General features: G+C 63.9%; 13 protein-coding genes. 12 read left to right on the top strand and 1 reads right to left on the bottom strand.

Translation table 11 applies throughout. The features are described from left to right. Positions 1 to 135: 135 nt before the first annotated feature. From AC07PR_RS18600 to AC07PR_RS18545, 12 genes are all read left to right on the top strand, one after another. The gene (locus tag AC07PR_RS18600) at positions 136 to 1,215 is read left to right on the top strand and encodes a pilus assembly protein PilM (protein WP_297528858.1); all 1,080 of its coding nucleotides are present in this window, start codon (positions 136 to 138) and stop codon (positions 1,213 to 1,215) included. Beyond that, positions 1,212 to 1,838, top strand: a complete 627-nt coding sequence (locus AC07PR_RS18595) for a PilN domain-containing protein (protein WP_377160097.1) — start codon at positions 1,212 to 1,214, stop codon at positions 1,836 to 1,838. Before AC07PR_RS18600 ends, AC07PR_RS18595 begins: the two co-directional genes overlap by 4 nt. 7 nt (positions 1,839 to 1,845) lie before the next feature. After that, complete coding sequence (locus AC07PR_RS18590; RefSeq protein ID WP_377160099.1) at positions 1,846 to 2,553, top strand: type IV pilus inner membrane component PilO; 708 nt, start codon at positions 1,846 to 1,848, stop codon at positions 2,551 to 2,553. Next, positions 2,550 to 3,143, top strand: a complete 594-nt coding sequence (locus AC07PR_RS18585) for a pilus assembly protein PilP (RefSeq protein ID WP_495136152.1) — start codon at positions 2,550 to 2,552, stop codon at positions 3,141 to 3,143. Before AC07PR_RS18590 ends, AC07PR_RS18585 begins: the two co-directional genes overlap by 4 nt. 26 nt (positions 3,144 to 3,169) lie before the next feature. After that, complete coding sequence (locus AC07PR_RS18580; RefSeq protein WP_495136274.1) at positions 3,170 to 5,362, top strand: type IV pilus secretin PilQ; 2,193 nt, start codon at positions 3,170 to 3,172, stop codon at positions 5,360 to 5,362. A gap of 85 nt (positions 5,363 to 5,447) precedes the next feature. Further along, positions 5,448 to 7,781 carry an Ig-like domain-containing protein gene (locus AC07PR_RS18575; protein WP_495136151.1) on the top strand — a complete coding sequence of 778 codons (2,334 nt, stop codon included), beginning with the start codon at positions 5,448 to 5,450 and terminating at the stop codon, positions 7,779 to 7,781. A 27-nt stretch (positions 7,782 to 7,808) separates the two neighbouring features. Beyond that, positions 7,809 to 8,414: a shikimate kinase gene (locus AC07PR_RS18570; protein ID WP_495136273.1), complete on the top strand. Its 606-nt coding sequence runs from the start codon at positions 7,809 to 7,811 to the stop codon at positions 8,412 to 8,414. Further along, positions 8,395 to 9,510 (top strand): 3-dehydroquinate synthase, encoded by a 1,116-nt coding sequence (gene aroB / locus AC07PR_RS18565; protein ID WP_495136150.1) that lies wholly within the window; start codon positions 8,395 to 8,397, stop codon positions 9,508 to 9,510. Before AC07PR_RS18570 ends, aroB begins: the two co-directional genes overlap by 20 nt. 21 nt (positions 9,511 to 9,531) lie before the next feature. Next, positions 9,532 to 10,665 carry a deoxyguanosinetriphosphate triphosphohydrolase gene (locus AC07PR_RS18560; protein ID WP_495136272.1) on the top strand — a complete coding sequence of 378 codons (1,134 nt, stop codon included), beginning with the start codon at positions 9,532 to 9,534 and terminating at the stop codon, positions 10,663 to 10,665. Between the two features lie 28 nt (positions 10,666 to 10,693). Further along, positions 10,694 to 11,398, top strand: a complete 705-nt coding sequence (locus AC07PR_RS18555) for a transposase (RefSeq protein ID WP_495136149.1) — start codon at positions 10,694 to 10,696, stop codon at positions 11,396 to 11,398. A gap of 210 nt (positions 11,399 to 11,608) precedes the next feature. Continuing rightward, positions 11,609 to 16,354, top strand: coding sequence for a glutamate synthase-related protein (locus AC07PR_RS18550; protein ID WP_495136271.1), 4,746 nt, complete (start codon positions 11,609 to 11,611; stop codon positions 16,352 to 16,354). A 43-nt stretch (positions 16,355 to 16,397) separates the two neighbouring features. Beyond that, positions 16,398 to 17,873, top strand: a complete 1,476-nt coding sequence (locus AC07PR_RS18545) for a glutamate synthase subunit beta (protein WP_495136148.1) — start codon at positions 16,398 to 16,400, stop codon at positions 17,871 to 17,873. Between the two features lie 214 nt (positions 17,874 to 18,087). Here AC07PR_RS18545 and AC07PR_RS18540 read toward each other — a convergent pair whose 3' ends face one another. Next, on the bottom strand, positions 18,088 to 21,921 hold the full coding sequence (locus AC07PR_RS18540) for a pilus assembly protein (RefSeq protein ID WP_495136147.1): 3,834 nt from the start codon (positions 21,919 to 21,921) through the stop codon (positions 18,088 to 18,090).

Here is a 21,921-nt window from a genome sequence, read left to right as displayed (position 1 = left end):
GGTGGCGTGTATGTTACGCAACGCTGCGTTACTTGCTGTGACCGCTTTGCCTTGGGGCGACAAAGGCTTTGCTGATAGCATTCAAGTAACTTATTAACAAACCGGCGCATGAGCGGCGCGTTGGGGGAACGCATCATGGGGCTGTTGGACCTACTGCGCGGACGTGCGCATCCACCCATGATTGGCCTGGACATCTCGTCGTCCAGTGTCAAGCTTGTGGAATTGAGTCAAAACTCGAATGGCGAATACGTTCTTGAACGTTTCGCCACCGAGCCATTCGAAAAAGGCTGGATTACCGACGGCCAGATCGAGAAATTCGACGAGGTCGCGGACGCCGTCCGTCGGGTGGTCACGCGCAGTGGCAGCAGGACCCGGCAGGCTTCGCTGGCGATGCCGCAAAGTTCGGTGATCACCAAGAAGATCATGCTGCCGGCCGGCCTCCGCGAGGAGGAGCTTGAGCTGCAGGTCGAGGCCGAGGCCAACCAGTACATCCCGTTCTCGCTGGACGAGGTTTCGCTGGACTTCTGTGTCATCGGCCCGAGCCCGACTTCGGTCGGCGACGTCGAAGTGCTGATCGCCGCGTCCCGCAAGGACCGCGTGCAGGATCGTCAGGCGCTGGCGGAAGCTGCCGGCCTCAAGCCGGTCGTGCTGGACATCGAGTCCCACGCGTCGCGGATGGCCGTGGGCCGTCTGGTGGAGACGCTGCCCAACGAAGGCAAGGACGCGCTGGTCGCGCTGTTTGAGATCGGTGCCGACACCACTTCGCTGAAGGTGCTGCGCGACGATGAAATGCTTTACGACCGCGATCAGGCCTTCGGCGGCTCGCAGTTGACTCAGCTGATCTCGCGGCAATACGGTTTCTCCTTCGAGGAGGCGGAGCTGAAGAAGCTCAGTGGCGAATTGCCGGATGACTACGAGACGCAGGTGCTGAATCCCTTCGTCGATTCGCTGTCGCAGGAAATCGGCCGGGCGCTCCAGTACTTCTTTACCAGCACGCCCCATCACAAGGTCCATTACGTGATGCTCGCCGGCGGTACCGCCACCTTGCCTGGCCTCAAGGAGCGGGTGACCGAACTGACGGGCTTCGCCTGCATGGTGGTCAATCCTTTCGAGAACATGGTGCTCGGGTCTGCGGTGCGCGAATCCAAGTTGCGCCGTGAAGCCCCGGCCTATCTGACAGCGTGCGGCCTCGCCATGCGGAGGTTCTTTCAGTGATTCTGATCAACCTGCTCCCGCACCGCGAGGAGAAGCGCAAGCGCCGCAAGGCCGCGTTCTTCGTCGGGCTGGGAATGTCCTTCGCCGTCGGCGTGCTGATCGCCGCCTTCATCTACCTGTTGCTGCAGCAGTTGACCGCCGCGCAGGCGAGCCGAAATGACTATCTGAAGGCCGAGATCACCAAGCTCGACATCCAGATCAAGGACATCGCGACGCTGCGTGCCGAGATCGACGCGTTGCGTGCCCGTCAACGCGCCGTCGAAAACTTGCAGAGCGATCGCAATACACCGGTGCACCTGCTCAACGAACTGGCGAAGTTCACACCCGAGGGTGTGTTCCTGCAGTCGGTGCGCCAGGTCAACAAGGCGGTGGTGATCGCCGGCGTGGCGGCGTCGAACGAGCGTGTATCCGAGATGCTGCGCAATCTGAGCCGCGCCGAGTGGGTCGAGAACCCCGATCTCGTCGAGATCAAGGCGGCTCCCGTGAATCCGCGTGATCCGCGCCGACTCTTCGATTTCTCCATCAAGGTCGGGATCAAGAGCGCGACGCCGGAGCCCGCAGCCGGCGCTGCCAGCGGCCCCGGCACCAAGCCGGCCACGAACGCCCCGGCGAAGAAGGCGTGAGGACCCCATGGCAAGCTTGAAAAACCTGGACCTCAACGCCTGGTTCGCAGACTTCTCCGGTCAGTTCCAGAACCTGAACATGCAGGAGCCGGGCCAATGGCCGCCGGCGCCGCGTTATGCCGCCTTCGTGGTGGTGGCGCTGCTGACTGTGGTGCTGGGCTGGTTCGCCGTGCTGTCGGACGAGCAATCGGCGCTGGACGCTGAGGTCCAGAAGGAACCGCAGTTGAAGGAAGACTTCAACAACAAGCTGACGCAGGCAGTGAACCTGCCCGAGCTGCGCAAGCAGAAGAGTCAAGTCGAGGAGTACGTCCTGCAGCTTGAAAAGCAGCTGCCGGGCAAGGCCGAGATGGATGCGCTGCTGTCGGACATCAACCAGGCGGGCTTGGGTCGAGGCCTGCAGTTCGAACTGTTCCGTCCTGGCGGCATCGTCATGCGCGACTACTACGCAGAACAGCCGATCGCGATCAAGGTGTCTGGCCGTTATCACGACATCGGCGCCTTCACGGCGGACGTGTCGAATCTGTCGCGGATCGTGACGCTGCACGATCTGGCGATCGTGGTGCCGGGTGTCTCGTCCAACGCGAATACGCCCCCACGCACGGACACCAATGCGGTGTTGTCGATGGAAGCCACGGCTCGGACCTATCGTTACCTCGATCCGGCTGAGGTCGAGGAACAGAGGAAGGCCGCGGCGGCCGCGGAGAAGAAGAAATGACGCGCTTCATTCGCTCCCGCACAGCGTCGCCCGGCGTGGCGACCCCGGATCGAGCGCCTGTGCGTGCGCTCGGCCTGCTTGGCCTGGCGCTGACAGGTGCGTTGCTGACGGGTTGTACCTCCAGCACTGATGAGCTTCAGCAGTGGATGGAAGAGCAGCGCCAGCAGACGCGCCCGACCGTCAAGCCGCTGACGCCGCCGAAGACCTTCCAGCCTCAGCCTTACGAAGCGCAGGCGATGGTCGACCCCTTCAGCACGCAAAAGCTGACGGTGGCGTTGCGGCGCGAAGCCACCCAGCCCAGTTCGCTGCTGGCTGCGGAGATGAAGCGCCGTCGCGAGCCGCTGGAGGCCTTCCCGCTGGACTCGATGGCGATGGTCGGCAGCGTCTCCAGGGACGGTCGTCCGTACGCGTTGCTGCGGGTGGACAACCTGCTGTACCAGGCGCGGGTCGGTGACTACATGGGGCAGAACTTCGGCCGCATCACCAAGATCAGCGAAACCGAAATCACGTTGCGAGAAGTCGTCCAGGACGCTGCGGGCGAATGGATTGAACGCACCAGTACTCTCCAGCTTCAGGAGCAGGGACGATGAAGAACACTGTTGTGGAGAACGCTTCGATGAGCGTCCGTACGAGGGAACGAGAAGGGCGCGTCAAGCGCTGGAAAGCGCTGGCCTGCGCAGTGGGACTGGCGGTCCTGTTGCCGGCACAAGCCTGGGCGCAGAACATGATCCGGTCGATCAGTGCGACGCAGCAGGCCGGTACGGACATCGTCCGCATCGAACTGGCGCAGCCGCTGACCGAAGTGCCGCGTGGCTTCGCCGTGCAGGTGCCGCCGCGCATCGCGCTGGACCTTCCCGGTGTGTCGAACGGGCTAGGTCGCAACGCGGTCGAAATCAATTCCGGCAACATGCGTTCGGCCAACGTGGCGCAGGCGGGGGATCGCTCCCGCGTCGTGCTGAACCTGCGTCAGGCGAGCACTTATCGCGCCCAGTTGCAGGACAACTCGCTGCTGATCTTCCTGGATGGCGCGCCGGCCGCGGCAACCACCGCCACTGCCGCCACGACGGCTGCGACGGAGCCGGTGCACTTCGCTCCGAGCCAGAATGCCGCTGCACAGGGCTTGCAGGACATCGATTTCCGCCGCGGCAACGACGGCGCGGGTCGCGTCGTCGTGAACCTGCCCAGCAGCCAGGTCGGCGTGGACATCCAGCAGCAGGGGCAGAACCTGGTCGTGGAGTTCTTGCGCAGCACGCTGCCGGAACGCCTGCGCCGCAAGCTGGACGTGACCGATTTCGGCACGCCGGTGCAATCGATCACTGCCACGCAGCAAGGCGATCGCGTGCGCCTGGTCGTGACGCCGAAGGGCATCTGGGAGCACAGCGCCTATCAGAGCGACAACCAGTTCGTGCTTGAAGTGCGTCCGCAGAAGGTCGACCCGAACAAGCTGACGCAAGGTCCCGGCTACGCCGGCGACAAGCTGAGCCTGAACTTCCAGAACATCGATGTGCGGGCGTTGCTGCAGGTCATCGCCGACTTCACCAACTTCAACGTCGTCACCAGCGACACCGTGACCGGCAACGTGACGCTGCGCCTGAAGGACGTGCCATGGGACCAGGCGCTGGACATCATCCTGCAAGCCAAGGGCCTGGGCATGCGCAAATCCGGCAACGTGCTGTGGATTGCGCCGAAGGAAGAGCTGGCCAACAAGGAAAAGGCCGAACTGGAAGCCAAGCAGGCGGTCGCCCAACTGGAGCCGCTGCGCACGCAGTCGTTCCAGATGAACTACACGAAGGCTGAGGAAGTCGCCAAGGGCCTGACCGGCCAGAACAACCAGGGCAGCGGCGGCAATACCCAGACCTCGCGCATTCTGTCGCCGCGCGGCAGCGTGATCTGGGAGACGCGTACGAACCAGCTGTTCGTGTCGGACATCCCTTCCAAGCTCGAGGAGATTCAGGCGCTGATCGCCAAGATCGATATCCCGGTCCGTCAGGTGCTCATTGAGGCGCGCATTGTCGAAGCCGATGACAAGTTCGGCCGCGCTCTGGGCGTCAAGCTCGGTGCGACTGACTTGCGCGGTCAGCAGGGCGGTATCCCCGGCTACAAGGTCGGCGGCAGCAACTACGTGACCATCGGTGGCAACTACAGTGCCGTGGGCGCGCAGACCGGCCAGGTCGGTTCGCCGGTCAGCTACACCGATTCGCAGTTCGTGAACCTGCCCGCCAACGTCGCCGGGGACGCCTTCGGAGGCGCAACGGCCGCGAACTTCGCGCTGTCACTGTTCAGCGCCACCGCGAACCGCTTCCTCAACCTGGAGATCTCCGCGCTGGAGGCCGACGGTCGCGGCAAGGTGGTGTCCAGCCCGCGTGTCGTGACGGCGGACCAGACCAAAGCGTTGATCGAGCAGGGCGAGGAAATCCCGTACCAGCAGTCCACCTCCAGCGGTGCCACGTCGATCACCTTCAAGAAGGCCGTGCTGAAGTTGGAAGTCACGCCGCAGATCACGCCGGAAGGCAACGTGATCCTGACGGTGGACGTGAACAAGGATAGTCGCGGCACGCTGACCCCGCAGGGTTATGCCATCAACAACAAGCATGTGCAGACGCTGGTGCTGGTCGAGAACGGCGGCACGGTCGTGATCGGCGGCATCTATACGCAGGAAGACCTGGAGAGCGAGAACAAGGTGCCTTACCTGGGCGATATTCCGCTGCTGGGCAACCTGTTCAAGAATCGGTCGCGAAGCACTGCTAAAACGGAACTGCTGATCTTCATCACCCCGAAGGTGGTCAGCGATCGGGTGACGGCCCGCTGAGGCCGAAGCCGCAACGGGGGCGATCCGAACAACAGGGAGTGGCCGTGCGCGTCGACGCGTACGGCTTGGCTGGAGTAGCAATCAAATGACGACATTCGCGAAGTACGCCCGGTGGATCCGCACCGCGGCGCTGGGGGCCCTGGTGGCCGGCGCGCTGACCGCCTGTGGCGGCGGCGGCGGTGATGCCGGCACGCCGGTCAACGGCGGTGGCAGCGGCGGTGGCGGCGTCACGCCGACCGCAGCCAAGCTGGTGGTCGAGCTGGACAAGACGACAGTCAACAATAGCGGCACCACGGTGGTCGACGTCAAGGTGACCTCGACCGATGCCAATGGCGCTGCAGTCGCCAACGTGCCGGTCGGCTTTGCCATTGATGCCAACGGCATCATCACGCCTGCGGGCACCAAGACGGACGGCACTGGCGTGCTGCATGCGACGGCCGCCATGGGCGCCGATCGTACGAACCGCACGATCACCATCACGGCAGTGTCGGGCACGATCAAGCAGACAGCGGCCTTCAACGTCGTGGACAGTCTCACCGGCGGCAAGGTCGCCGACCTGTCGATGACCCTGAGCGCGCAGTCCATCCCGAATGATGGGAGCTTGAACTCCACGCTCACGGTGACGACGCTCGATGCCAACCGCAGCGCCATCGGCGGCTCGCCGGTGACGCTGGCGATCGCGGACCCGGCGGGTACGGCCTTTGTCTCGCCCGGCGGCACCACCGACACCACGTCGGGCCAATTGACGGCCCAGATCTCTGTCGGTGCCAACACCAGCAATCGCGTACTGACGGTCACGGCCACGAGTGGCACCGTTACGCGCACGGTCACGGTCAATGTGGTCACCCCGACGTCGTCGACGCCGCAGCTTGCGGATATGACGCTGGTCCTGGACAAGATCAGCATCGGCAACACTGGCAGCGACAAAGTCACGGCGACCGTCACGGCCGTCGATGCGCAGCGCAATGTTGTGCCGGGGATTGCCTTCAAGTTCGAAGTCAATAGCGGCGCTACCCTCACGGTGCTCAACGGCACGACGAACGCCTCTGGCCAGGCGACGGCGACGGTCAACAGCGGCGCCGACAAGTCCAATCGCTTGATCACTGTCAGCGCCAGCAGCGGCACGTTGTCGCGCACGGCCACGTTCCAGGTGCTGGGTGCCAAGCTGGTGAGCTCGGCAGTGCCGCAGCAGCCGGCTGCGGGATCGACCGGCAACAAGATCGACTATCGCCTGAGCGACGTCAACCAGAATCCGATGACCTTCCAGGCGGTCACGGTGACGGCGCCGGGCTTCACCACGGTCACCGGCCAGACGGACGCGAACGGTGCCTATTCGTACATCTATACCGCGCCGACCACGCCAGGTCCGATCGACTTCACGGCCACGGCGGGTGGTGTGTCGATGATCACCACGGTGACGGTGCCCAGTGCGTCGTCGACGGTGCCTCCGGCGGGTGCAGCGGTGGTGTCTTCGTCGCTTTCTGCCAGCCCAACGGTGGTCAGCGTGAACACCGATTCAACCAACAACCGTGCTGAATTGCGGGCGATCTTCCTGGCCGCGAACAATGCCCCGGTGAAGAATGTCCGCGTGCGTTTCGACCTCAATGGCGACGTGAACAGCATTGGCGGAAGCATCGGTTCGGGCACTCAACTGGTTTACACCGATGCCGCCGGCGTCGCGACGACCAACTACAGCCCGGGCAACCGTCCGAGCCCGACCAGCGGCGTGACTATCCGTGCTTGCTGGGACTACAACGACTTCGCTGTAGGCGCCTGCCCGAACCAAGTCCTGACGACCCTCACGGTGGTGTCCGACCCGCTGTCGATCTCGATCGGCACGAACTCGGCGCTGGATGTCACCAATCCATTGACCTACCGCCGTCAGTTCGTTGTCCTCGTGGTCGACGCGGCCGGTCAGCCCAAGGGGGACGTACAGATCACCCCGTCTCTCGACCTGACGAGCTACAACAAGGGCTTCTGGGTGCGTGCCAACAACCTGTGGTCGCCGTTCTATTACGAGACCACGGTGGGCAACACACAGGTCGGCACCGGTCCCTCGTGCCTGAACGAGGACTCGAACCGCAATGGTCTGATCGACGGGACTGAGGACCGCAATGGCAACGGTCAATTGGATCCTCGTAAGTCGGACGCGTCGGTGGTGATGACCGGTTCGACGCGGACCGACGTCAACGGCCAAGCCGTGCTGGTGCTCGAATACCCACGCAGCCTCGCCACTTGGGTGAACTACACGTTGACTGCCTCGGCTTTCGGTGTGCTGAGCCCGCCGGCGAGCTTCAGCGGCACACTGGCTTATGTGGCGGAAGATCTGACCAACACGACGTCGCCAGCCTTCTTGGTCAGCCCGTACGGACGTCGTCGCGTGACGGCAGACGGCGCGTACTGCCTGAATGCTGACTGACCTGACGCAAGGCTCCCGCAGTTGACGTTGGTGATCTCACTGGTCGGCATGCCCGGCGGTGGCAAATCCACCGTCGGCCGTCTGCTGGCCAGGCAGCTTGATATCGCCTACGTCGACTCCGACGCCGAGATCGAAAAGGATCTCGGCGGCGAGTCGATCAAGGACTACTTCGCCCGTGAGGGCGAAGCGTCGTTTCGGGACCTCGAATCGCGCACCATCGCGCGACTGCTCGACGGCGCGAACAGTGGCCAGGAGCTCATCCTGGCGACTGGCGGCGGCGCGGTGCTGCGCGAGATCAATCGCGATCGACTCAAGGCGCATTCGACAGTCGTGTACCTTCGCTCGTCACCTGAAGAACTCTTCAGACGTCTGAGGCACGATACCCAGCGCCCCCTGCTGCAGGTGGCCAATCCACTGGCGAAGTTGCGCGAACTCTATGCGCAGCGCGATCCGCTCTACCGGCGTTGTGCGCATTTCGTGCTCGAATCGAGTCGTCCATCGGTGCATGGCTTGGCGAACATGATCCTGATGCAGCTGGAGTTGGCGGGGTTGATCGATCCAGCGCGGGTCGCGGCCACCGTGGGGGCGAGCGAGGCCCCGTACACTTCCGGGAATGACCGCTCCGGCTCCTGATCCCACATCCACCGTCGCCATCGACCTCGACGACCGGCGCTACGACATCCTCATCGGCTCGGGTCTCTTCGACGCTTCGTCGTCCTGGTCCGGCTTGCCGCATGCCTCCGCTGCGCTGATCGTCACCAACGACGTGGTTGCGCCGCTGTACCTCGAACGCCTCCAGCGACAGCTCGCACCCCATTACTCGCGTGTCGAGACGGTCATCCTGCCGGACGGAGAACAGCACAAGAGCTGGGAGTCGCTCGACGCAGTCATCGACCATCTGCTGGCCGGCGCGGCCGACCGTAAGACGGTACTGTTCGCACTGGGTGGTGGCGTGGTTGGCGACCTGACCGGCTTTGCGGCCGCGATCTACATGCGCGGCGTGCCGTTCGTGCAGGTACCGACGACCTTGCTGGCGCAGGTGGACTCATCCGTCGGCGGCAAGACGGCGATCAATCATCCGCGCGGCAAGAACATGGTCGGCGCGTTCTATCAGCCGGTCCGTGTTGTCGCTGATCTGGACACGCTTGATACGCTGCCGGAGCGCGAACTCTCGGCTGGTCTCGCCGAGATCATCAAGTACGGACCTATCGCCGATGTGTCCTTCCTCGAGTGGATCGAGGACAACCTGGACGCCCTGCTGGCCCGTGACAAGTCAGCGCTCGCTTATGCAGTGAAGCGCAGCTGCGAGATCAAGGCGTGGGTGGTCGGACAGGATGAGCGCGAGGCCGGCCTGCGTGCCATCCTCAATTTCGGCCACACCTTCGGCCATGCGATCGAGACCGGCCTCGGTTACGGTGCATGGTTGCACGGCGAAGGGGTGGGTTGCGGCATGGTGTTGGCCTCCGAGTTGTCGGCCCGGCTGGGGCTGATGCCGGCGTCGTTCGTCGACCGGATGACGCGGCTGATCGAGCTGGCGCACCTGCCGGTGAAGGCCCCCCGGATGCCGATCGAACGCTGGCTGGATCTCATGCGTGTCGACAAGAAGAACGAGGGTGGCGAGATCCGCTTTGTCGTGATCGAGAGCCTTGGCAAGGCGGGCATGAGGGGTGCGTCCGATGTGCTCGTGGCCGAGGTGATCGCCGCTCACACTGAGACAGGGCCGCGTTGAAGGCTTGAACCGACGATGATGATGCTGCGCGCGCCCTTTGCCTCCGATCCCGCGCGCAGCCGCGGTCGACGGCACGTCGAGGTGTCCGCGCCGACGCGCAGCGAGTTCCAGCGCGATCGCGACCGCATCGTTCACAGCACGGCGTTCCGCCGGCTGGTCTACAAGACCCAGGTCTTCCTCAATCATGAAGGCGACCTGTTCCGCACGCGGCTGACACATTCGCTCGAAGTCGCGCAGTTGGGGCGATCGATCGCGCGCAGCCTGGCATTGGACGAAGACCTCGTCGAGACCATCGCGCTCGCGCACGACCTCGGGCATACGCCTTTCGGGCATGCCGGGCAGGACGTGCTGGACGACTGCATGAAGGCGCACGGCGGCTTCGAGCACAACCTGCAATCGCTTCGAGTCGTCGACAAGCTCGAGCAGCGCTACCCGGCATTCGACGGGCTCAACCTCAGTTTCGAGAGCCGCGAGGGCATTCTCAAGCATTGCAGCAAGCGCGACGCCCAGCGCATCGAGGATCGCGAGCCCGGCGGTGTCGCGGCTCGCTTCCTTCGCGGCGGGCAACCGAGCCTGGAGGCGCAACTCTGCAACCTTGCGGACGAGGTTGCCTACAACGCCCACGACGTCGATGACGGCGTGCGATCGGGACTGGTGACGCTGGAGCAGCTGGAGCAGGTGCCACTGGTCCATCGTTACCTGCGCGAGACCTTGGCCGCATACCCGGGGCTCGTGGGGAAACGGCTTCTGGCGGAGACCATCCGCCGCATGCTGTCGCAGCAGGTCTACGACATCATTGACGCTACCCGCACCGCGATCGAGGTGGCTGATCCAGTCGATGCTGAAGACGCGCGCACCAAGGGGCCGCTGGTGCGTTTCAGCCCGGAGATGCGTCACGCGAGCACCGAGCTCAAGCGATTCCTGTTTGCCAACCTCTATCGCCATCCCATGGTGCAGCAGCAGCGCGACCGCGCCGAGCAGGTGCTGCGGGAACTCTTTCAGCTTTACCTCTCAGATGCGGGACACCTGCCTGCGGATTTCGCTGACGCCGAAGACCATGCCCGCGCCTGCTCGGACTACATCGCGGGAATGACCGACCGCTTTGCAATCAAGGAACACGAGCGGCTGACCGGGAAGAAGTTGATCCCAGCATAATTGGGGACAGATTACTGCTGTCCCCCTCATGGCAAGACTCCCACGGCTGGCGCTCGCCGGCCATCTGCATCATCTGATCCACCGCGGGCATAACCTGCAGCCCATCGTCGTCGACGACGAGGACCGAAAGGCCTTGCTTGCTGCGCTGCAGGACAGCGCCGCCACTCACCGGGTTGCCATTCACGCGTACGTCGTGATGCCGAACCATCTCCACCTGCTGGCCACGCCCTCCTCGGACGACGGCCTGAGTCGAATGATGCAGGCGCTGGGGCGGCGTTACGTGAGCGCTTTCAATCTGCGCCATGGTCGCCTGGGCACGCTCTGGGAGGGGCGTTTCCGCGCCGCACCGCTGGAGGCCGACAGCTACTTGCTGGCCGTCATGCGCAGCATCGAGCTGAACCCGCAGCGCGCCGGCCTGAGTGGGGATCCCGGCGAGTTCGTCTGGTCGTCGGCCGCGCACCATCTCGGTCAACGGCGTGATCCGCTCATCACAGATGCGCCGGGGTTCTGGGCGCTCGGGAACACGCCGTTCGAGCGCGAACTGGCTTGGCGTCGCTGGCTGGAGGAGGGAGAGTCCGAGACGGAGCGCCAGAAGCTGATCGATTCGGCGCTGAAGGGTTGGCCGCTTGGCTCGGCACGTTTCCTGCAGACGCTTGGCGAGATCAGTGCCCGACCGATGAGCCCGCGCCCCCGTGGTCGACCTCGCAAGGAGAAGACACCGAGGACAATTTGACTCTTCCCGTGATCTGTCCCCAATTAACAGGCGCCAATTCGCCACGCATCCATTTAATCGATACTGACCCCGTTTAGTTGTGCTTGTGCCCTTGCGGTACGCGTCTTAATCTGCGCGGGTTTCGTTTTCGAGTTCAGGAGGCCACCGATGTCGGCAGCTCAAGATCCGCGCACCGCGCAACCGTCGTCTAGTATCACGAGCCCGGCAACGATGCCGGCCAGCGGGCCGTCCACCAATGAGATCCGCGAGCTTGCCGCACACGGCCTCTACGACGGCGCCAATGAGAAGGACGCCTGTGGTCTGGGATTTGTCGCTCACATCAAGGGCCAGAAGGCGCACCACATCGTCCAGCAGGGTCTGAAGATTCTGGAAAACCTGGACCACCGCGGCGCGGTCGGCGCGGACAAGCTGATGGGCGACGGTGCTGGCATCCTGATCCAGATCCCGGACGAGTTCTATCGCGCGGAGATGGCCAAGCAAGGTGTCACTTTGCCCCCGCCTGGCGAATACGGCGTCGGCATGATCTTCCTGCCGAAGGAACATGCGTCGCGCCTGGCCTGCGAGCAGGAACTGGCGCGCGCCATCAAGGCCGAGGGTCAGGTGCTGATCGGCTGGCGCGATGTGCCGGTGGATCGCGACATGCCGATGTCGCCCACCGTGCGCGAGAAGGAGCCGATCATCCGGCAGATCTTCATCGGTCGCGGTCCGGACATCATCGTCCCCGACGCGCTCGAGCGGAAGCTGTACGTGATCCGCAAGACCGCCTCCAGCGCGATCCAGGCGCTCAAGCTGACGCACAGCCGCGAGTACTACGTGCCGTCGATGAGCTGCCGCACCGTCATCTACAAGGGCCTGCTGCTGGCCGACCAGGTCGGGAAGTACTACCAGGACCTGGCCGATCCGCGCGTTGTCAGCGCGATCGCGCTGGTGCACCAGCGTTTCTCGACCAACACTTTCCCCGAGTGGCCACTGGCGCATCCGTACCGGATGGTCGCTCACAACGGGGAGATCAATACCGTCAAGGGCAATTTCAACTGGATGCGCGCCCGCGAGGGCGTCATGAAGTCCCCCGTGCTGGGCGACGACCTCAAGAAGCTGTATCCGATCAGCTTTGAGCACCAGTCCGACACGGCTACCTTTGACAACGCCATCGAGTTGTTGACGATGTCGGGGTACCCGCTCGCGCACGCGGCGATGATGATGATCCCCGAAGCCTGGGAGCAACACGAGTGGATGGACGAACGCCGCCGCGCGTTCTACGAGTACCACGCCGCGATGATGGAACCGTGGGACGGTCCGGCCGCGATGGTCTTCACCGATGGCCGCCAGGTCTGCGCCGCACTGGACCGCAACGGCCTGCGCCCGGCCCGCTACTGGGTCACCGACGATGATCTCGTGGTCCTGGCGTCGGAATCCGGCGTCCTGCCGATTCCCGAATCGCGCGTCGTCAAGAAGTGGCGGCTGCAGCCGGGCAAGATGTTCCTGATCGACCTGGAGCAGGGGCGCATCATCGACGACGAGGAACTCAAGACCCAGTACGCCAACGCTCGTCCGTATCGCCAGTGGATCGAGAACGTCCGCGTCAAGCTCGACGAGATCCCGGCGCCGGAGGTCACCGCGCCCGTTTTCCCTGCCTCCCTCCTGGACCGCCAGCAGGCTTTCGGCTTCACGCAGGAAGACATCAAGTTCCTGCTCGCGCCGATGGCCGCGAACGGCGAGGAAGGCATCGGCTCGATGGGCAACGACAGCCCGCTGGCCGTGCTCTCCGACAAGAACAAGCCGCTCTACAACTACTTCAAGCAGCTGTTCGCACAGGTCACCAACCCTCCGATCGATCCGATCCGCGAGGCGATCGTGATGTCGCTGAACAGCTTCATCGGCCCGAAGCCCAATCTGCTCGACATCAACGCGGTGAACCCGCCGATGCGGCTCGAGGTCACGCAACCCGTGCTGGACTTCGAGTCGATGGCTCGCCTGCGCGCGATCGAGCATCACACCAACGGCAAGTTCAAGCCTTACGAACTCGACATCACCTACCCGCTGGACTGGGGGCGCGAAGGCGTCGAGGCGCAACTCGCGTCGCTGTGCGCCGAGACCGTCGATGCGATCAAGAGTGGACACAACATCCTGATCATCACGGACCGCCACCTGAGCGCGAACCGGGTCGCCATCCCCGCGCTGCTCGCGCTGTCGGCCGTCCACCATCATCTGGTACGCGAGGGCCTGCGCACGACGGCGGGTCTGGTCGTCGAGACCGGCACCGCGCGCGAAGTGCATCACTTCGCCGTGTTGGCCGGCTTCGGCGCCGAAGCGGTCCACCCCTACCTGGCATTGGAAACGCTGCAGGCGATGACGTCGGAACTTCCGGCCTCGCTGTCGGCCGACAAGGCGGTCTACAACTACATCAAGGCGGTGGGCAAAGGGCTGTCGAAGATCATGTCCAAGATGGGCATTTCGACCTACATGTCCTATTGCGGCGCGCAGATCTTCGAGGCCATCGGTCTGAAGGCCGATCTCGTCGCCAAGTACTTCCGGGGCACGCCGACCCAGGTCGGCGGCATCGGCGTTTTCGAGGTCGCGGAAGAGGCGTTGCGCCTGCACCGCGCTGCCTTCGGCGATGACCCGGTCCTGGAGCACATGCTCGACGCTGGCGGCGAGTACGCGTGGCGCGCCCGCGGCGAGGAGCACATGTGGAGCCCCGACGCCATCGCCAAGCTGCAGCACAGCACGCGTTCGGGCAAGTTCGACACGTACAAGGAATACGCTCAACTGATCAACGACCAGAGCAAGCGTCACATGACGCTGCGCGGCCTGTTCGAGTTCAAGTTCGATCCTGGCCAGGCGATTCCGCTGGAGGAGGTCGAATCCGCCGCCGACATCGTCAAGCGCTTTGCCACCGGCGCGATGTCGCTGGGTTCGATTTCCACCGAAGCACACGCGACGCTGGCAGTCGCAATGAATCGCATCGGCGGCAAGAGCAATACTGGCGAAGGCGGCGAGGATCCGGCGCGTTACCGCAACGAGCTCAAGGGCATCAAGATCACGGCCGGCACGAAGATGTCGGACGTCGTTGGCAGCAAGGTGGTCGAGGCCGACTACGAACTGCAGGACGGCGATTCGATGCGCTCGCGCATCAAGCAGGTCGCGTCGGGCCGCTTCGGCGTCACGACGGAGTACCTGGTCAGCGCCGACCAGATCCAGATCAAGATGGCGCAAGGCGCCAAGCCCGGCGAGGGCGGTCAACTGCCTGGCGGCAAGGTTACCGACTACATCGGCTTCCTGCGCCATTCGGTGCCTGGCGTGGGTCTGATCTCGCCGCCGCCGCACCATGACATCTATTCGATCGAGGATCTGGCGCAGCTGATCCACGATCTGAAGAACGTCAATCCGCGTGCCGACGTCTCGGTAAAGCTGGTGTCCGAAGTAGGCGTCGGCACGATTGCGACCGGCGTGGCGAAGGCCAAGGCGGACCACATCGTGATCGCGGGGCACGACGGCGGGACCGGCGCTTCGCCGTGGAGCTCGATCAAGCACTGCGGCACGCCGTGGGAGTTGGGGCTGGCGGAGGCGCAGCAGACATTGGTGCTGAACCGCCTGCGTGGCCGCGTCCGCGTGCAGGCTGACGGTCAGATGAAGACCGGCCGTGACGTCGTCATCGGCGCTTTGCTGGGTGCGGACGAATTCGGCTTCGCGACGGCGCCGCTGGTCGTCGAGGGCTGCATCATGATGCGCAAGTGCCACCTGAATACGTGCCCGGTGGGCGTCGCGACGCAGGATCCGGTGCTGCGCAAGAAGTTCAGCGGCAAGCCCGAGCACGTGGTGAACTACTTCTTCTTCGTCGCGGAAGAGGCGCGCCAGATCATGGCGCAGCTGGGCATCCGCAAGTTCGACGACCTGATCGGCCGCGCCGACCTGCTCGACACGAAGAAGGGCATCAGCCACTGGAAGGCCAAGGGCCTGGATTTCACCCGCGTCTTCCACCGTCCGGAACTGTCGGCTGACGTGGCCCGCCTGCACAACGACCAGCAAGACCATGGACTGGATCGCGCGCTGGACGTCAAGCTGATCGAGAAGTGCCTGCCCGCGTTCGACAAGGGCGAGAAGGTGCGCTTCATGCAGGAGGTGACCAACGTGCGCCGCACCGTTGGCGCCATGTTGTCGGGCGAGCTGATCCGCCGCCGTCCCGAAGGACTCGACGACCAGACCATCTTCATCCAGATGGAAGGCACGGGTGGTCAGAGCTTTGGCGCCTTCCTTGCGCCGGGCATCACCTTCTACCTGATCGGCGACGCCAACGACTACACCGGCAAGGGCTTGTCTGGCGGTCGTATCGTGGTGCGGCCGTCGATCGACTTCCGCGGCGATGCGACGAAGAACATCATCGTCGGCAACACCGTGCTGTACGGCGCGACCAAGGGCGAGGCCTTCTTCCGTGGTGTCGCCGGGGAACGCTTCGCGGTGCGCCTGTCTGGCGCGACGGCGGTCGTCGAAGGCACGGGCGACCACGGGTGCGAATACATGACCGGTGGTACTGCGGTCGTGCTGGGTCGGACCGGTCGCAACTTCGCCGCCGGCATGAGCGGAGGGCTCGCGTACGTCTTCGACGAGGACGGTCAATTCGCCAAGCGCTGCAACACCAGCATGGTGTCCCTGGACAAGCTGCTGCCCGCGCATGAGCAGGAGGCCACGATGGACAAGGCGCTCTGGCACAAGCTCGGCGACGGGCAGGCCCGCACCGACGAGGCGCTCCTCAAGAAGCTGATCGAGGACCATCACCGCTGGACCGGTAGCCAGCGTGCGCGGGACATCCTGGACCACTGGGCCGAATCTCGCGCCAAGTTCGTCAAGGTGTTCCCGAACGAGTACCGCCGCGCCTTGGGCGAGATGGGTGCCGCCAAGGAAACCGCCGCCACGATTGCCCAAGCCAAGGCGCCCGCCGCCAAGGCCAAGGCCTGATCGTCACCGCATCGAAGATTCAGGAATTCAGGAGCGAGCCGTCATGGGAAAAGTCACCGGCTTCATGGAGTACGAGCGTCTGGAAGAGGGCTATGAGCCCGTCGAGGCGCGACTCAAGAACTACAAGGAATTCGTCATCGGCCTCAATATCGAGCAGGCGAAGCAGCAGGGCGCGCGCTGCATGGACTGCGGCACGCCGTTCTGCAACAGCGGCTGCCCGGTCAACAACATCATTCCGGACTTCAACGATCTGGTGTATCGGGGCGGAGATACGGACTGGAAGAGCGCCATCGCGGTGCTGCACTCGACCAACAACTTCCCCGAGTTCACCGGCCGCATCTGCCCAGCGCCCTGTGAAGCAGCTTGCACGCTGAACGTCAATGACGACGCCGTCGGGATCAAGTCGATCGAGCACGCGATCATTGATCGAGCCTGGGCCGAGGGCTGGGTGCCGCCACGTCCGGCGAAGGTGAAGACGGGGAAGACCGTTGCCATCGTCGGTTCCGGCCCGGCGGGTCTGGCCGCCGCGCAGCAATTGGCGCGCGTCGGGCACAGCGTCACGGTGTTCGAGAAGAACGATCGTGTCGGCGGTCTGCTGCGCTACGGCATCCCCGACTTCAAGATGGAGAAGAGTCACATCGATCGCCGCGTCCAGCAGATGGAGGCGGAGGGCGTGGTCTTCCGGACCGGTGTGATGGTGGCGCATCTGCCGGAGGGGTCCAAGGTCACGAACTGGGCCAAGGACGTGATCACCGCGGACGAGCTGACGCAGCAATTCGACGCTGTGCTGCTCGCCGGCGGCGCGGAACAGTCGCGTGATCTGCCGGTGCCGGGGCGTGACCTGGCCGGCGTGCATTTCGCGATGGAGTTCCTGCCGCAGCAGAACAAGGTCAATGCCGGTGACAAGCTCAAGGGCCAGTTGCGCGCCGACGGCAAGCACGTTGTCGTGATCGGCGGCGGCGATACCGGCAGCGACTGCGTGGGCACCAGCAATCGCCATGGCGCCACGAGCGTGACGCAGTTCGAGTTGATGCCGCAGCCGCCCGAAGTCGAGGACCGGCCGATGACCTGGCCCTATTGGCCGATCAAGCTGCGCACCTCGTCCAGCCATGAGGAGGGTTGCGAACGCGAGTTCGCGATCGCAACCAAAGAGTTCCTGGGCGAGAAGGGCAAGGTCACCGGCGTGAAGACGGTGCGCGTGCAATGGGTCAACGGCAAGGTCGTCGAGGTCCCGGGCAGCGAGCAGATCCTGAAGGCTGACCTCGTGCTGCTGGCGATGGGCTTCGTGAGTCCGGTGTCGGCGATCGTCGAAGCATTCGGGGTGACCAAGGACGCGCGTGGCAACGCCAAGGCAACGACCGAATTCAACGGCGGCTACAAGACGAACGCAGCCAAGGTCTTTGCTGCCGGAGACATGCGACGTGGTCAGTCGCTGGTGGTCTGGGCCATCCGGGAGGGCCGGCAGGCCGCCCGGGCGATCGATGAATTTCTGATGGGAGACAGCGAGTTGCCGCGCTGAGGCCAATCCCGCCGACGCGCTGGATTTCCAGCGCGCTTCGGAAGCTAGCAGAACAGGGGCCCGCCGGTGAAGACCGGCGGGCTTTTTTCCTGCTACTCCACAAGGAAAAACACCCCGGCAACTGTCGTCGCCGGGGTGCTTGAAGCAAGACATGAGGAGGCTACCTCTCATGCAGCCCGCCAATCGTCGGGCTTTATTGAGGAGCGCCGCAGGATCAGAGCGTGCCGCCCACCGAATTTCGCAGCGGGACTTCGCGCCAGTTCAGGATCTTGTTCCCAAGGCCCGGGGTCGGATTGATACATTCGCCGTTGAAACCGTTCGCGTTGTAGCAAGGCGTTTGATTCGGAGGCCTTTGCGTTGGGCTGTCGGTAGAACCGCCGATCGCCAGGATCACCTTGTTGCCGACTTTGATGAACCGCAGATCGGTCACGGAGAAGCCCGGTGAAACGTAAGCCGCATTGTTGGTGAACTGAGTCTTCCCAGTGCCCAGGTCGAGGGCGTACACGACGCTGCTGCCGCTCGGGTTGCAGGGGTCGGTGTTGTTCGGCAATGTTGCCGCGAATGCCACAGTGCTGCCGAAGGACGCCGGGTCATTGATGATCCGATAACCGGCCATGGCATTGAGATACCAGCCGCTCTTCACGTTGAAGTCGATCACGACCGGTTGAGTCACGTCGGTCAACTGAACAAGGTTCGCCGTCGAGATCGGGAAGGCCGTACCCGCGGGAAGATCGGTTTCGCTGGCAAACTTGCCGGCGCTGCCATCGACGACCGCGTACATGCGTTGAATCTGCGTGCTGCCTAGATCGCTCGCGGCGAGCATCTTGCCTGTGCCAAAGGCCAGGAAACGACGGTTGCTACCCGCCTGGATGATCGCCAGCACCCGCGTGGTGATCGGCTCGACCGCGCCTGCGGCATCTGTCGCTCGCGCCACCTTGACTGCCAAAGGATAGCTGCCGCTGGCTGCACTCAGATCGAAACGCCACACCGAGCCGTGCAGGTCGCCCGCATAGATGCTCTCGGCTTGCACCGTTGCCGTGTCAGGGTAATACGCGGAGATATTGGACATGCCGCTTGGATTGGTCGGCGAGCCATCGTCCGCGGTGATAGCGGTGCCGGTCGGCGTGTCCACACGCTGCAGGAGGGCGCCAGTGCGGGCGTTCAGGATGTAGAGGTGATTCTTGCCCGACGGATTGTTGTGGCCCGCCGGCACGATCACGACCCAGCCGTACTGTGCGAGCTTGGTGACCAACGGCTCGCCATATGTGAAGCCCATGTCGCTGTCGGTGAACTCCCACAGGACCTTACCCGCCGCGGCAGTTTCGCTGGTGATGCTTCCGACATCAGTGAGGTCCAGCGCATAGATGCTGCGGCCACCCTTGCCCATGCCGCCTACCACGATCGAGCGCCAATCCGTGCCGGAACCGCCCACGGTCTTGCCGAAGTCGACATCCATCATCGTGAGCGGCCCATCTACCAGGTAGCGATGCTCGAAGTCCGGATTGCCGACCCATTGCATACCGTCCGTGGCCGGCGTGCCGTTAGGGCCGGTGTAGACGCCGCCAGGGACGTAGGCGAACAATTCCTTGCCTGCTGTGGCGCTGGTCAGCGAGCCATCGATGACGTGCACCACGCCGTAGTTGGTTGCCGCGACGACGACGTTGGGACGGTTGGCCTTGAGTGTCATGTAAGCGCCGTAACCAGGATTGCTCGCCTCGGAGAACGGGAAATTCGGCGGGCCGACGACGGCGAGTTTGGCATTGACGATGTCGCCGACCAGTGCAACGCGGGTGCGATAAGCCTTAGAGCTACCCGTCACGGTCGAGTTCTGTTCCTGACTGCGATCACCGCGGATGTAATTCAGGTAGTCCTGGGCATCGTTGCCACTCCGATATGACGTGTCCAGCGCCGCCGATTGCGAGGAGGCAATGCTGCCTAGGCGGAACGGCACCGCCGTTCTTGTCGACGTGTTCCAGGTGGCCATGTAGCGGCCAGTGTCCCAGCCGTTGCCGCCCGCCTGGGCGGCCAGCTTGTCGGTGAAGCGCCAGACGTCTGAGCTCGATGCGCCGTTGCTGTTCGGGTCGAGGCTCAAGCTGCGCGCCACGACCTCACCTGTCCAGCTCGAAGCGTCGAACTGCGCGGCGTAGTTGGCCGTGCCGGTGGAGCTGACCTGCGGATCTGCCAGCGCAAGCGAGGTCGAGTACGCCTTCATGCGCGAGGCGATGCTGGCAAAGGCTTTGGTCAGGCCGCTAACCATGGCGGCGGGCTGGCCGGCGGTGAAGTACGTGTCTGGACGCAACTGACCGCCAACGGTGTCCGTCGAAGCGCCGGTATGCCACCAGCTTTGCGGCAGGTCCGTCGTGCGCGTGGCTGGGTTGAAGTCCGCGGGCAGCTGCGCGCCGCCGTACTTGGTGGCCAAGTAGTACTGGTTATTCGTCTTGTAGGTCTGCGCTTCTAGCACGTCCACCCAGTAGGTCTGGACCGTCTGCTTGCCTTGGGACTTCGTGTCCACGTCCGGACGGATGTCGTTCGAATTGGCCCAGTAAGCCAAGCCCGCCATTAGCGCTCCGTTGTTCGTGCAGCATCCGCCGTAGGGACTGGTGCCGGCGATGTTGCCCTGGCCGTTCATCACACCAACGTAGTTGGTGTACGTCGTCGCGTTCACGCCCGTGTCGGCGGATACCTCGGCCGGCTTGGCGGGCTCGGACGTGCCAGTCGCGCCCGGCAGATTGCGGTCTGCATGCGTGTTGACGTCTCCGATGCCCAGGATGAAGTTCTTCTGGCAGGAATATAGGATGGGATCGTCCCAGGTATCGATCACCGGGAAGCCGTCTGCATAGGTTGCCTTGGTGGAGGCGTTGCTGGTGTTGGGGATCGACCAGGCCGATACATTGCCCAGATTGCGGAAGTAGCGCAGCGCGGCGTAGTACAGCTCGCCGACCGGGTCATAGGTCTTGTACGAGCCGGAACTGCCAAACTTGTTCAGGTAGTTCATCACCCCGCTGTTGCTGATCGGCGTGCCGAAATAGCTCGCCGCTGCGCTTGCGTCAGCTGCGTCCGGGTTTGGGATCATGATGCCGGTCGACGAGTCCCATTCGGCCCGCGCGTTGGCCATCTCCGTGCCGCCCGGAACCGGCTGCGAGGGGCCGACGAACTTCTGGCGGGCGCGCAACACGGCACCGTCACGGCTCAGGTTGCCGTCGTTCAGGTAACCGAAGGCACTGAAGCGGATCTGGTTTGCGTACTGCTGGATCAGCCCTTCCGGCTTGTAGTTCGAACCATATGTTTTGCAATTCGATTCCAAGTAGTCGGTGCCTAGCGTCTTGTCGCAGACCCGCGCGCGGACCGCGACGACATAGGAGGTCCCCATCGCCCAGTTGCCGGCCGTCGGGACGAAACCCGTGGGATTGCCCGAGTTGTTGTCACCGCTGCCGCTGAAGCGCATCTGGATGCCCAATCCCTGGATGCGGATCTTGAGGCTCGTCCAGGTTGAACCGTTGGAGGAGACCAGCGGCGTGGCACCGGCGATGGTGGTGGCGTTCGTGATCGTGCGGTCCGGGAAGTTGCTAGTGCCGCCCTGGCCGCTGGCAGTGGCCTTCTCGAGAACCGTCGCAAAGGTCGTGTCGAAGACGCGGTAGCCGCCGGTCAGCGCCCAGCGGAACGGGTCGATGGTCTGGGTGGTCGCCCAGTTCAGGAAGTTGCCGCTCCACTTGCGATTGCAGACGTGGGCCGTCGCCTTGGCGACCGGTGCGAAGTTGTCCAGCGGAATCGGATTGGTGCCGCTGGTGGTTCCCAGTCTGTAGTCGTAGCACTTGTCGGGATCGAAATATCCCAGATATGCGGTCGCCGGGTTGTACGTCGAGTCGATGTGGGCGTTACCGACAGCGGTCGGGAATTCCACGGAGGGTGTGAGCGCCAGATTGCCGGGCACGGAAACCGAGGCGAATACCGGTTTGTCCGACAACTGGGTCTGTGCCATGGCCCCGGTGGCGGCGAGGAGTGCTGCGGCGACGCCGACCAGACGGCGTTTGGGAATGAGTATGGACAT

The organism is Roseateles sp. GW821-FHT09H11, from assembly GCF_059415845.1.
The sequence above is the reverse complement of the archived record's forward strand: the minus strand, read 5'-3'. Positions and strand labels throughout refer to the sequence as shown.

Bases quoted from the DNA above. Each gene is read 5' to 3' on its own strand.
- AC07PR_RS18600 (WP_297528858.1), top strand. From the start codon at position 136: ATGGGGCTGTTGGACCTACTGCGCGGACGTGCGCATCCACCCATGATT.
- AC07PR_RS18590 (WP_377160099.1), top strand. From the start codon at position 1,846: ATGGCAAGCTTGAAAAACCTGGACCTCAACGCCTGGTTCGCAGACTTC.
- AC07PR_RS18585 (WP_495136152.1), top strand. From the start codon at position 2,550: ATGACGCGCTTCATTCGCTCCCGCACAGCGTCGCCCGGCGTGGCGACC.
- AC07PR_RS18580 (WP_495136274.1), top strand. From the start codon at position 3,170: ATGAGCGTCCGTACGAGGGAACGAGAAGGGCGCGTCAAGCGCTGGAAA.
- AC07PR_RS18575 (WP_495136151.1), top strand. From the start codon at position 5,448: ATGACGACATTCGCGAAGTACGCCCGGTGGATCCGCACCGCGGCGCTG.
- aroB (WP_495136150.1), top strand. From the start codon at position 8,395: ATGACCGCTCCGGCTCCTGATCCCACATCCACCGTCGCCATCGACCTC.
- AC07PR_RS18560 (WP_495136272.1), top strand. From the start codon at position 9,532: ATGCTGCGCGCGCCCTTTGCCTCCGATCCCGCGCGCAGCCGCGGTCGA.
- AC07PR_RS18555 (WP_495136149.1), top strand. From the start codon at position 10,694: ATGGCAAGACTCCCACGGCTGGCGCTCGCCGGCCATCTGCATCATCTG.
- AC07PR_RS18550 (WP_495136271.1), top strand. From the start codon at position 11,609: ATGCCGGCCAGCGGGCCGTCCACCAATGAGATCCGCGAGCTTGCCGCA.
- AC07PR_RS18545 (WP_495136148.1), top strand. From the start codon at position 16,398: ATGGGAAAAGTCACCGGCTTCATGGAGTACGAGCGTCTGGAAGAGGGC.
- AC07PR_RS18540 (WP_495136147.1), bottom strand. From the start codon at position 21,921: ATGTCCATACTCATTCCCAAACGCCGTCTGGTCGGCGTCGCCGCAGCA.